We start from the raw sequence: 12,344 nt of genomic DNA on the forward strand, positions 1-12,344 counted from the left end.
GTTCCTTTCAGCTCCGGATGGCGGCCGCAGTGATCTGCGAGCCGGCCAGCTGGACAAAGCCGGAGTCCGGGCCCTTCTTGGCGAAGAAGTCACCGTTCTTGACGAAGCCGAACCAGTCCGGCGCGCCGGCCACGATGTCCGAGACACCGGTCGCCATCGTGCGCCAGCTGCTGTACAGGCCCTCCTTGACGTAGAAGGTGCCGCCCTCCAGCCAGCCGATCCAGTTGCGCATCAGCACGACCTTCGCCGCGCCGGAGGAGTTGAGCTGTGTCCACGACGAGTCCCGGCCGTCCTTGGCGAACACCCGGCCGTCGGTGTCGACGTAGGCGAAGCGATCACCGGCGATGGCGATGTCGCGTACGCCGGACTTCGCCATGGTCCGCCAGCTGTCGAAGATGCCCTCCTTGAGGTAGAAGGCGCCGTTCTCCAGCCAGCCGATCCGGTTGTACACCCGGTCCAGGACGACCTTCGTGGCACCGCCGGTATTGAGGCCCTGCCACGCCGCGTCCGGGCCGTCCTTGACCTTGACCACGCCGGCGCTGTTCACGTACGCGAAACGCATGCCGTCGACAGCAAGGTCACGGACCCCGTCGTCGCCCATCGTGCGCCACGAGTCGTAGAGGCCGTACTTGGCGAACCACTTGTCGCCCTCGCTCCACACCAGCCAGTTGCCGTCGGCACGGACCAGGCCGGCGCCGCCGGAGTTGATGGCGAGCCAGGTCCCGTCCCTGCTGTCCTTGGCGTAAAGCCGGCCCTTCTCGCCGACCACCGCGAACCGCTCACCGGGCTGTTTCAATCGCTCGGCGACGTCGGCGCGCATCCGGTCCAGGTCGACATGACCGGGGTCGATCTTGCCCTCGACGCTGGTCTCCCGGTGCCCGCGGGCATAACTGGCGTCGCGGCCCAGCACCCGCAGCACCGCGGCGGTCGCGATCACCGACTCGCGGTACTGCTCACCCGTGATCGCCTGATGCACACCCTGATAGTCGATCTCCCAGCCGACCAGCATGGTGTTGCCGTCGCCCGCCGGGATCGGCCCGCTCGCCCGGGTGGGCCCGGCGTGGTTCGTACGGTTGGCCGAGATGAGATGAAAGACGCCGTGGTAGTCCACCAGCGCGTGGCACAGCGGGCCCTGCAACGTGGGCCGGCCGTTGATGACAGTTCCCAGCGCGGGCGCGGGGTTGGTGGCGCTGGAGGTTCCGACGGTGTGATGCCACAGCACCCCGCGCGGGTCGAACGCGCCGGAGACGCCCCGGCCGCGCCAGTTGCCCTCCTCGACGACCCGGACTCCGGCGTCGCGCAACACATCGGCCAGCCAGTTGATCGGCATCTCAGACCAGCCCCTGCTCGACGAGGTCAGCAAGACACTCCGGTGCCCTCGTGGCCTGCGGGGCGGCCTTGGCCTGGCGGGCGGCGATCAGCAGGCCCCCTACCGCGCCGGCCACGACCGGGATCGTTCGCAGCACGGCACGGCGGCGCAGATGACGTGACGGTTCGGACAACGGAACTCCCTATCGGTTGATGGCGATGTGCCGGACCTGGCCGCCGGGCGCCAGGTCGAAGAACGATGTGTCCGGGCCCTGCTTGGCCCGGAAGTTGCCGTCACTGAGGTAGCCGAACCAGTCCGGCGAACCCACGGTGATCGCGCTGACGCCGTCGCTCATCGCGCGCCAGCTGCTGTACAGGCCCTCCTTGACGTAGAACCGGCCGCCCTCGAGCCAGCCGAGCCAGTTGTCGTCCAGGACGACGCTCACCGCACCGCGGTCGTTGATCTGCCGCCAGTCCGGCGAGTCCACGCCGTCCTTGGCGGTCAGCCGGCCGGTGCTGTTGATATAGGCGAACCGGTTACCGCTGATCGCGATGTCGCGGATGTCGGTCCCGGCCATGTCCCGCCACGACGAGTCGAGGCCGTCCTTGACCCAGAACCGCCCGTCCTCCAGCCAGCCCAGCCAGTTCGCGTCGAGCACGACCTTGGTGGCGCGGCCGCCGCCGTTCATCTGCTTCCAGACGCCGTCGCGGCCGTTCTTGGCGAACAGCCGGCCCGACGTGTCGATGTAGGCGAAGCGGTCACCGCTGACGGCGAACTCGGCGACGTCACCGGCTCGCATCGTGCGCCAGGTGTCGTACAGATGCTCCTTGAGATAGAAAGTGCCGTTCTCCAGCCAGCCGATCCGGTTCCCGTCGAGCACGACCTTGCTCGCGCCGCCGCTGTTAAGCGTGATCCACGACGAGTTGCGGCCGTCCTTGGCGACCACGATCCCCTCGGAGTTGACGAAGGCGAACCGCTCCACCGGCGGCTGACTGACCTCGGCGAGCAGCCGCCGGGCGACCGACTCGGCCTCGTCGTACCGGCTCGGGCAGCACGATCGCTGCACCGCCTGGGCGATCTGGCCGGCGCTCGCCTGCGGATTGGCCCGCTCGGCAGCGATGGCACCGTTGAAGTACTTCGTGGCGGCGTACCGCACGTTCATGATCTGTTCCGGGGTGCCCCAGCCCTGGCTGGGACGCTGCTGGAAGACGCCGAGCGAGTCCTTGTCCCCACAGTTCAGGTTGTTCATCCGGGACTCCACCCAGCCGGCCTCGAAGCCGGAGAGCATCACCCGGTCAGACACGTTCAGGTCCTTACCGGTCCGGTAGACCTCGCGGGTCACCGCGATGTCCCGGTTGGCGGGGACGCTGGAGCACTCGGCTATCGCCGGGTCGGCCTCGGCCCGGGTAGCGGGGACGGCGACCACGGCGAAGAACGCCGCCAGGATCGCCGGGCGCACGAATAGTCGGCGCATCACTGATTGCCTCCATGAGAAAGGGGTGGGCCGAAGGCATACGGGGTGGCCTCCGGCCCACGTCTGCGGCGAGGAGAGAATCGCCGGGAGGCCGAGTGACATCAATACGATTCGCCGGGACCGGCGGGATTACCGCCAATATCGGCGCGGGAGACCACCTTTTCGCGCCGTGTCAGTGACGTGAAAGCCGTGTGCAGTGCCCCGTTGTTCGACTGGCGGCGCGTCGATATCGACGTTTCTCGTTCGTTGAAGGGACACCATGCGCCACCGCAGAAGAGCAATGACGGCCGCAGTCCTGGCCGTCGCCCTCGGGCCGATCGCGACCGGCCTACCGGCCTCCGCCGCGGAGCCCGGCCGGGCCGCGATCCGGTCCGACCGGCCGGTCACCGGTTCGACCACGGACGCAACGCCGGGGCAGCGACTGACCGTCGACGTGTTCCTCGGCACGCGCGACACCGCCGAACTGGAGCGGTTCGTCGCCCAGGTCAGCGACCCGCGCCACGCCCGGTACGGCAAGTACCTCACGAAGGAACAGTTCCAGCAGCGCTACGCCACCACCGACCGGGAACTCGGCGAGGTCCGCGACTGGCTGACCGGCAGCGGTCTGTCCATCCAGGAGATTCCGGCGAACCGGCGGTACGTCCGTACCACCGGCACGGTCGCGGCGGCCGAGCGGGCGTTCGGCACGGACCTGCGGGTGTCCGCCGCCGACGGCCGCGGACCGGCGGGCGCTGTGACCGTCCCGGAGGACCTGCGCGACACGGTCACCGGGGTGCTGGGACTCTCCGACCGGCCGGTCCGTACCAAAACCTTCCAGGGTGAGCTGCAGACACCGCCACTCGAGAGCGAGGTCACCGGGCGGCCGTGCTCGGCGTATTACGGCCAGCTGACCGACACGACAAAACCACCGGCGTTCGGCAAGCAGGCACCCTGGGCGCCGTGCGGCTACACGCCGAAGCAGATCCAGAGCGCGTACGGGGTACGTCAGGCCCACGCGTCCGGTCTCGACGGGCGTGGCGTGACGGTGGCGGTCGTCGCGTCGTACCTCTCACCGACGCTGCTCGCCGACCTGGACACCTACAGCGCCCGGCACGGGCTGCCCGCGATGAAGCCGGGACAGTTCAAGGTCGTGGAGCCCGAGGAGGGCTATCACAGCGGCGAGGAGTGCTGGGAGGCGCTCTGGTGGTCGGAGGAGTCGCTCGACGTCGACGCCGTGCACACCATTGCGCCCGGCGCGAACATCACCATGGTCACCGCGGCCAGCTGTGACGACCGGGACCAGTACATCGCGGTCAACAAGGTCGTCGACGGCCACCTGGCCGACATCGTCACCAACTCGTGGGGTGTCGACGACGAGCGCAACAACGCGGCGCTGTTCGACGCGTACCGTGGCACCCTGCTGCAGGCCGCCGCGACCGGTATCGGCGTCTACTTCTCGGCCGCCAACAGCGGCGACGGTTCGACCGTCAGCAACGACGGCAAGCCGGTCACCGCGCACCCGGCCTCGGACCCGCTGGTCACCGCGGTCGGCGGAACCTCGCTGGGCATCGGAGCGCGGGACGAGCGCCTGTTCGAGACCGGCTGGGCCACCGGGCGGGCCGGCCTGAACGGGGGCGCGTGGAGCCCGGCGCCTCCGGGCAACTTCAACAACGGCGGTGGCGGTGGCACCAGCCGAGTGTTCGCCCAGCCCGACTACCAGGCCGGCAAGGTGCCGGACCGGATCGCGACCCGCAACGGCGGCCGCAAGCGGGCCGTGCCGGACGTCGCGATGCTGGGTGACCCGAACACCGGGATGCTGATCGGGCACACCCAGACGTTCCCGGACGGCGTGCGCTACGGCGAGTACCGCACCGCCGGCACCAGCCTCGCGTCGCCGCTGTTCGCCGGCATGATGGCGCTCGCCGACCAGCACGCCCGGCGGCACCACGGCTTCGTGAACCCGCTGCTGTACCAGTTCGCGGGCCGCACCGACCTGGTCGACATCGCCGACACCACGGTCCGCGCCCAGGTACGCAGCGACTACGTGAACTGGAACGACGACAGCGACGGGGTGAACTACACCCTGCGGACCATCGGGTACCCGCAGAGCACCGCAACCGGGCCCGGTTACGACGACATGACCGGGCTGGGCTCACCGCGCAGCCCGTACTTCATGGCCCTGGAGCCGGACCCGGAACGCACTCGCTGAACCACCGGACAGCTGACGGGTGGCACCCCGGGGCACCACCCGTCAGCTGTCCCGGCGCCAGACGACCGGCATCGTCGAGGTTCCGCGGTTGTCGTCGTGGGCCCAGCCGTACGCGTCGCCGGTGTCGGTGACGCCGGTGACGATGGCGGGGCGGAGCGGGTCGGTGGAGTCCCTCAGCCGGATCAGGGATTCGCCGTGCAGGAGCCAGGCGGAACGGTCACCGCCGCTGTGTTTGAGGTACACCACGATCGCGCCGGTGCCGGACACCGCGGCGGCGTGGCCCTCGGCGACGACGACGGGCACCCCTGCCGGGTGGGGCCACTGCAGGACACGTTCGCGGCGACCGGTCTTCTGGTTCGCGGTGATCACGCCGTCGTGGATGCCGAGCAGGCGAAGCGTCGCTCCCGGCGACGTGTCGGCGGGCAGCGCGAGATCGGCGATCCGGCCGGACGGGTGCCAGACCACCGGGCGGCTGGACAGGTCCGCGACGTTGTGCGCGCCGTGACCGGCCTCCCCGGCCACGGTCCCGTCGCCGCTGATGCCGGCGACCGATCCCCAGTTGTCGTCCGGCCCGAGCGGCAACACTGCCGGCCCGTTGGCGCCCTCCCAGAGCACCGGGACGTCGAGACGGGCGCCGGTGCGGGAGGAGGAACCCGCGGCAACTCCCCCGTCGTTGACCGCCGCCACTGTCGAATGCCCGCCCGGGACCGGTGCCAGCGTCCGGAACTCGCCGCGGTGGTATCTCCAGGAGAAGCCGCCGACCATCATGCCGTCGCGATTGATGGCGACCGGGTCGAGATACACCGTCCCGAGGTCGGCGGGCACACCGTCGTCCCACAGCACCAGGTGCTCCACACCGTCGCGGTCCTGCGCGTGCCCGGCCTGCCACCGGCCGGACGGGTCCACGGCGTCGACGGTGCCGTGGCGCAGTCCCGGAGGCAGCGCGAGCACGCGGTAACGGCGTGAAGCCCCGCCGACGGGATCCGCCCCCGGGCCGAGATCCACCGAACTCATCGAACGACTCATTGCTTCCCCCGCGCTGCGGTACTTCCGGAACGGTCTGACGCTATGGCGCGGCGCTTGCACCGTGATGTCTTCCTCCTGTCGAACGGCGACGGGCGCGGGCTTCGCCAGGAAGCCCGCGCCCGCCTCGCTGCTCCCTCAGTCGGCGACGCGATACCCGCGTACGGTGGTCTGCTCGATCTTGTTGCCGTCCGTGTCCGTCGCGGTGACGCGCAGGGACACCGCGCCGCCCGCCGGGTTGTCCACGGTCGCCAGCCACCGCTCGCCGGACCGTGCCAGCGGCGCCCGGTGCCACGTGCCGCCGTCGTCGTGGGAGAACTCGACGGCAAGCGTCGCGATCTGTGCGGTTCCGGCGGTCGGCTGCCGGTAGAGCTCGACCGGGACGCGGAAGCCGGCCCCGGGCCGGGCCCGGTTGTACTCGTCCAGCTGCGGCGTGTACCTCACGCTGAGCAGCGGCAGAGCGACCGCCTGGCCGTCGTCCACCCGGCCGGACCGGAAGGTCCATGCCGTGCTGACCCTGGGCGAGACCTGGAGCCCCGGCTTTTCCACCGTCGCCTCCAGCCGGTAGGTCGCGGGCTCCGGCGGCAGGTCCACCTCCAGCCGGCCGACGAACGGCACTTCCTCGATCAGCCGACCGTCCCGGTAAAGACGCTGGCTGCCGTCCACCTGCTTCGTAACGCCCCAGCCGTGCCCCGGTGCCGAGTCGACGAAGTGGCCGAACGCCGCGATCAGCCGGTCACCCTGCCTCGTCGTGGCTCCGACGAGACGGTAGCCGCCGAGGTTGTGCGGCGCGGCGAACTGTGGCCCGAACACACCCCGGCCCCAGGTCCGCCCGTAGACCCGGCCCGCCTGATAGACCTGCGGCTCGACCTCCCGGAGCACGAAGTCGAAGTCTCCGGTTTCCACATCGCCCTGCTCCATACCCGACGTCCACTTCAGGCCGCTCGCGAGCAGATACTCACGGCGACGGAGCGGCAACGGTGCAGCCGCTGTTCGGGGACCCGGCCCAGAGACGTAGTTGATCAGCTCCGGCCGGCCGCTGGTCGGTTGACCGTAATGACCGGCGCGGAACTCCCGCCCTTCGCCACTGGCCGAGTACTGGGTTTCGACCGCGGCGAAGTCCTCCTGGCGGGGCTGCAGCCGCAAGCCGGTGAACAGCTCACCGAAGACGCCCTTGGCCAGGTTGTATTCGTAAGGGCTGGCGAGGAAGTCCCCGGCTGGTCCCGGCTCGGCGAACTGGGCGGTCACGATGCTGAACACGTTGTCCTTGCCGGCCTGCTCGCCACCGAGGTCCGCGGTGTACAGCGGCGTGCTGCCGTCGCCGCTCACGGTGTAGAAGAGCACACCCTCCGGCCGCTGGACATCGCGCGCCACGGTGAGGCCCCGGCTCGTCATCCTGGCCGAAGCGTGCGGCGCGGTCAGTTCGACGGGCTCGGCCCGCCGCGCGTCCACCGTCAGCGCTGTGTCGCGGCTGACGTCGACCACGAACTGCATCATCACGTTCAGGCCTGTTGTCCCCTCGGGGGTGCTGAAATCCGCCAGCGTGTACTTCCCGGGCGGCATCCGCAGCGTCGATTTCGACTCGGAACCGGACGTGACACCACCGCAGAACGCGATGTCCCCACAGTCGCCGCCGACCTGGTCGAGCCAGGTGAGGTATTCCCCGGGCGCACCGCCGCCGCGGCCGATGCGCGTGATCTCGACGTCGTAACGCTCGTCCTCCTTCTCGACCGCCATTGGTGTAGACACCGTCATGCCCGCACCGGTCGCGACCAGCCGGGCCGTGTGCCGGCCCGGTTGGACCTGCGCGTCCCCGGTGGCGGCGGTGACCCTCACCTGCGCGGCGCCACCGGCCGGCACCACCACCCGGGACGGGCTCACCGCGAACACCCGGCCGGACCCGGGCAGCGTGAGGTCAAGCGACACGGCTGCCGATCCGGTGTTGCGGTAGGTCACCGTCTTGGCCACCACGGCGCCGTCCTGGTGCGGCCAGCGCGCGATGCCGAACGCCACGCTCGCCGGCGCAGCGGTGACGGACTGGGTGATCGCCGCGGCGACGTCAGCGCGGCCCGCGCCCTGGTCGAACACACCAGCACCGTCGACGATCCGGGCCGAGCTCATGAGAGTGGCCTTGACCTGCTCGTTCGTCCATGACGGATGCTGCTGGAGCAGCAGCGCGGCGGCACCGGCCACATGCGGGGTGGCCATCGAGGTGCCGGACACCGCGACGTGGTGGTCGTCCACGACATCACCGATCTCGGTGCCGGCGGCCCGCGCGGCGACGATGCCCACACCGGGCGCGGCGATGTCGGGTTTGAGCCCGCCGTCGCCGATACGCGGGCCCCGACTGGAGGACCTGGCAGTCACGTCGTCCCGGTCCACGGAGGCCACGGCGAGCGCGGCCTCGGCGCTGCCGGGCGAGTTGACGGTCGACTCGTACGGTCCGGCGTTTCCGGCCGCGACCACGAACAACATCCCGTACTGCTCGGACAGTGTGTTCACTGCCTGCTCCATCGGGTCGAGACCGGGACTGTCCCAGCCGCCGACGCTGAGGTTGGCGACCTGGGCCTTCTGGTCCGCGGCCCACTGCATGCCGGCGAGGATGGCGTCCTCCCAGCACGTCCCGGTCGCGTCGCAGATCTTGGCGTCCAGCAGGCTCGCATCCGGCGCGACCCCCCGGTATCGGGTGCCGGCCGCCGCACCCCCGGCCGCGATCGACGCGACGTGCGTACCGTGCCCGTACTGGTCCCCGGCCGGTTCCGAGGTGAAGTTGGCGGCGGTCGCCACCTTGCCGGCCAGGTCCGGATGGGCCGCGTCGATGCCGGTGTCGAGGACCGCGATCCGCACGCCGCGACCGGTCAGGCCGGCCTGCCACGCGGCCGGGGCGCCGATCTGTGCCGCGCTGCGGTCCAGTGTCAGCCGCCGCTGGCCGTTGAGCCAGATCTTGTCCAGTGCGCCGACCTCGGTGACCTCGCGCCACCAGTCCGGTGTGTTCTTCTTCGCCACCGTCACCGACTCACCGTTGACGGCGACCAGCGGCCGGACCGTGCGCGCACCGGCGACGGCGGTCCTCGGCGCACCGTCCCGGTACTGAAGGATCAGCGGCACGTCCGCCCGCGACTCGTCGTCCTGGCGCTGTTCCAGCAGGCCCGTCACGTCGAAGAGACGCGGGTCCAGCCGACCGGCCGCGATCAGCGCGGCGGCGTCGCCCGGGACCACTCGCAGCCGTCCCTTGTCCCGGCTGACCCGGAACGGCATCGAGGCACGCCCGGCAGCCGGAATGATCTCCGGCCGATCACCGATCAGCTCCACCCGGTCGCCGGTGACCAGGGTGACAGCGGTCCCCGGGCCGGCCGCCGGCGCGGGTGTCGGGGCTGCGGCCGCGACTCCCGATGCCGCCGGCACTCCGAGGCCGGATATCAGGACAACCGCAACCGCGGTCGGCAGATACTTTCGCAAGGATTCGTCCTCTCGTGGGTTCAGCCGACAACGTCGGGCTGCGGCGGGTTCTCGTCGGTTGCCGTCGACGTCAGGACCAGGGAGTAGGTGACGATCGCGCCGGGACGTAGCCACGACCAGTCGCCGCGTGGACGGATGGCGCGTTCCTCCCGGCTCACCGCCTGGCCGGACTTCGGCGAGATGAACAGGCGGTACTCGAAGACGCCCCGCACCGCGCTGTCCGAGCGAAAGGTGATCGCCTGACCGGTCCGCCCGTCGAGGTCGCGCAGGGCTCCCAGTGAGCGCACGCCGGGCAGGCCCGCGAGCAGGCGGAACGCGGCTGCACGGACAGCGTTGCTGACGGGCGTCCCCAGCAGCAGGGAGCCGGCATGGAACAGCCACTGGTCGGGTTCGACGGCCGAGCCGTCACCAGGGTGGTCGGCCAGCAACAACGCGCGCAGGGCGGCCGGCTCGGTGGGGACCTCGCCGAGCTGCTCGATGGTGAGCGTGCGATCACCGATCCCGACCAGCGCCTCGCTGCCCTCTGTCTTCCCCGCAACCGTCGCCAGTTCGACCGGCTTCGGCCGGATCGCCTTGACGACCGGCGGAGATCCGGCGCGCTGCCACGCGGCCATGTCGGCGGGGGTGACCGGCACCGCCGCGAGCGACTGCGACATGGCCCAGCTCCGGTCCTCGGCCGACTGGGCCACCCAGTACTCGCTGAGGGTCCGGCCGAACATCGTGTACGCGCGGGTGCCGGCCTTCACGCTCGCGGCGAAGCCGGACTCCGTGCGGAGAACCAGGTAGCGGCCGCGTGGCACCGGGGTCGCGGCGTTGCGGTCGGCGGCGGCGAGCAGCACCCCGCTCGCGGTCAGGGACGGCAGCATGGGCAGGGAGGTGGGCTGCGGGACGGGCGTCGGGCCTCGCCGGGTGACGGCGACACCGGCCGCGACGGCGGTCACCGCCACGGCAGCGCCTCCCGCCGACATCAGCACCGTTCGCCGCGCGTGCCGGACGCGGAAGGGCCCGGGTTCGCCGAGGACCAGACCGGCCGCGATGGACCGGGGGTCGCCCTGACCCGGTGGGTCCAGGCGCGCGGGCCGGGTGCGGGCGAGAAGGTCGAGGACATCGTGGGGACGGATCATCGGCTCGCTTCCTTCGCGGTGGGCTGGGCATCGGCGGGAAAAGAGCCGCTCACCGCGGCCACGGCGACGATGGCTTGCGCCAGATGACGACGAGCGCGATGCAGGCGTACGTAATAGGCCGCGGGAGAACAGCCGAGGACCCGACCCGCCTCCCGTGGTGTCAGCCCGTGCCAGGCCACCAGGGTCAGCAGCTCACGATCGTCGTCGGAGAGCGTGCCGAGCGCGGTGAGCACATCGGCCCGTTCGGCCACGCCGTCGGCCACGTCGTCCACAATGAGTGCCTCGTCGGAGATCCACGCACGCATCTCGGCCGCGACCGCCTGTTGGCGTTCCTCAGCACGGAACCGCTCGCTCACCACGTTGCGGGCGACGGCGAGCAGCCAGGGCAGCGGCGCCGCCGGTGGCAACTCGGTCAGCCGCCGCCACGCCACGAGGAACGACTCGGCGACGACCTCATCGGCCAGCTGACGGCCGGCGCGCGTCACGGCGTACGCATACACCTGTGGGTAATGCTTCTGATACAGATCGGTGAAATAGTCGTCCGGCCTGGGTTCTGGCACCGGGTTTCGGCCCTTCCCGTCAAATTTTTCCTTCACCAGGTAATGACGGGACAAAGCCGTTTCTTACAGCATTCCAGGAGATTTCTGAAAATTAGCGGGAATCGAGCCGCTCGGCCAGGATCTGACCCGGCCATTCGCCGACCTGAAAGGTCTCGGCGGCGGTGAATCCCTGCCGCTCGTAATAGCGGACGAGCGCGCCGTCCGCCCCGGCGTAGCAGTCGACCCGCAGCAGGACGACGCCCCGTTCCCGGGCGATGTCGCGGGCGTGGTCGAGCAGCCGTGCGCCAATCTCGGACCCCTTCCGGGCACGGTCGGTGACCAGCAGCCGCACGTAGACCTCGGGTTCGGCCGCGGCCGGCACGTACTCCATCGCCGGGCCCACCCCGAGGACACCGACGACCTCGTCACCGATCGTCGCGATGTGCAGCTCGCCCTGCTCGGCCATCGCGGTGAACCGGGCGATCCGCGCCGGGTCACCCGACATCGGTGCGGTGCCCCACTGGCCGGTGCGCCCCTGGGACACCAGCCACTCGACGGCGCCGTCCATCAGCCGGAGCACCGCGGCGACGTCATCCAGCGAGCCGGGACGGATGCGCATCTCGTACCGATCCTCCCCGTAGCCGACCTGCCCAGTCTGCATCGTAAGGGCACGGCGGATCGGCCGACTTTGGCGGTGTTCCCGCCAAAGTCGGCCGGCGACCTCAGGCCGGGTCCCGGACCAGGCCGTCGTAGTAGCCCTTCATCGACTCGTAGTAGTCGTCATAGGACGGCGGGTCGCCGCCCTCGCGCGAGGCGACGAGCATGTCCAGGTAGAACTCCCAGCCCGGGCCGAACTCGTGCACACCGTCGATCGGAACACCGTGGTGGATCAGGCTCAGCTCGGTCCGGCCGTCCGTGTCGGCCAGCAGCAGCTCGATGAGCCAGTTGCCGTCACTCTCGCCGGTGGCCAGGACCAGCCTCTGCGGCGCGCGGCACGCCTCGACGCGCATGTCGACCCAGGGCGTGCCCTCGTCGTACGCCATCTGGACCTTGATGGTGCGGCCCTGCGCCGCCTCGCCCTGCCAGGGCCCGAACCACCTCGCGGTGCGTTCCGGCTCGGTGACGCTCGCCCAGACGTCGCCGACCTCGGCCCGGAAATGGCGCGTCAGGATCAGGTCGGCGCTGCCGGGGTGACGGATCAGGCGACCGCTCGGTGCCGTCGTCATGA

At 70.6% G+C, this 12,344-nt stretch carries 9 protein-coding genes and 1 pseudogene; 1 reads left to right on the forward strand and 9 read right to left on the reverse strand.

The features are described 5' to 3' along the window. Positions 1–7: 7 nt before the first annotated feature. From AB0M02_RS17180 to AB0M02_RS17190, 3 genes and pseudogenes are all read right to left on the reverse strand, one after another. Positions 8–1,330, reverse strand: a complete 1,323-nt coding sequence (locus tag AB0M02_RS17180) for an N-acetylmuramoyl-L-alanine amidase (RefSeq protein WP_364227643.1) — start codon at positions 1,328–1,330, stop codon at positions 8–10. 1 nt (position 1,331) lies between these two features. Further along, positions 1,332–1,502, reverse strand: a complete 171-nt coding sequence (locus tag AB0M02_RS17185; protein ID WP_364227646.1) for a hypothetical protein — start codon at positions 1,500–1,502, stop codon at positions 1,332–1,334. Positions 1,503–2,315: 813 nt separating this feature from the next. Continuing rightward, positions 2,316–2,663: pseudogene (locus AB0M02_RS17190) on the reverse strand (hypothetical protein); the annotation flags it as partial. Between the two features lie 400 nt (positions 2,664–3,063). Between AB0M02_RS17190 and AB0M02_RS17195 the strand changes: the two are divergent. Beyond that, on the forward strand, positions 3,064–4,971 hold the full coding sequence (locus tag AB0M02_RS17195) for a S53 family peptidase (protein WP_364227649.1): 1,908 nt from the start codon (positions 3,064–3,066) through the stop codon (positions 4,969–4,971). 42 nt (positions 4,972–5,013) lie between these two features. Here AB0M02_RS17195 and AB0M02_RS17200 read toward each other — a convergent pair whose 3' ends face one another. From AB0M02_RS17200 to AB0M02_RS17225, 6 genes are all read right to left on the reverse strand, one after another. Further along, the gene (locus AB0M02_RS17200; protein WP_364227652.1) at positions 5,014–5,985 is read right to left on the reverse strand and encodes a hypothetical protein; all 972 of its coding nucleotides are present in this window, start codon (positions 5,983–5,985) and stop codon (positions 5,014–5,016) included. Between the two features lie 147 nt (positions 5,986–6,132). Beyond that, positions 6,133–9,453 (reverse strand): S8 family peptidase, encoded by a 3,321-nt coding sequence (locus tag AB0M02_RS17205; RefSeq protein WP_364227654.1) that lies wholly within the window; start codon positions 9,451–9,453, stop codon positions 6,133–6,135. A 20-nt stretch (positions 9,454–9,473) separates the two neighbouring features. Continuing rightward, the gene (locus tag AB0M02_RS17210; protein WP_364227657.1) at positions 9,474–10,577 is read right to left on the reverse strand and encodes a CU044_5270 family protein; all 1,104 of its coding nucleotides are present in this window, start codon (positions 10,575–10,577) and stop codon (positions 9,474–9,476) included. After that, positions 10,574–11,137, reverse strand: a complete 564-nt coding sequence (locus tag AB0M02_RS17215; protein ID WP_364227660.1) for a sigma-70 family RNA polymerase sigma factor — start codon at positions 11,135–11,137, stop codon at positions 10,574–10,576. The genes AB0M02_RS17210 and AB0M02_RS17215 overlap by 4 nt, the downstream gene beginning before the upstream one ends. A gap of 91 nt (positions 11,138–11,228) precedes the next feature. Beyond that, positions 11,229–11,777 (reverse strand): GNAT family N-acetyltransferase, encoded by a 549-nt coding sequence (locus AB0M02_RS17220; RefSeq protein WP_364227663.1) that lies wholly within the window; start codon positions 11,775–11,777, stop codon positions 11,229–11,231. Positions 11,778–11,838: 61 nt separating this feature from the next. Then, complete coding sequence (locus AB0M02_RS17225) at positions 11,839–12,342, reverse strand: SRPBCC family protein (protein ID WP_364227666.1); 504 nt, start codon at positions 12,340–12,342, stop codon at positions 11,839–11,841. Positions 12,343–12,344 lie beyond the last annotated feature (2 nt).

Origin of the sequence: Actinoplanes sp. NPDC051861 (genome assembly GCF_040681145.1) — a bacterium.
Classification (GTDB): Bacteria; Actinomycetota; Actinomycetes; order Mycobacteriales; family Micromonosporaceae; genus Actinoplanes.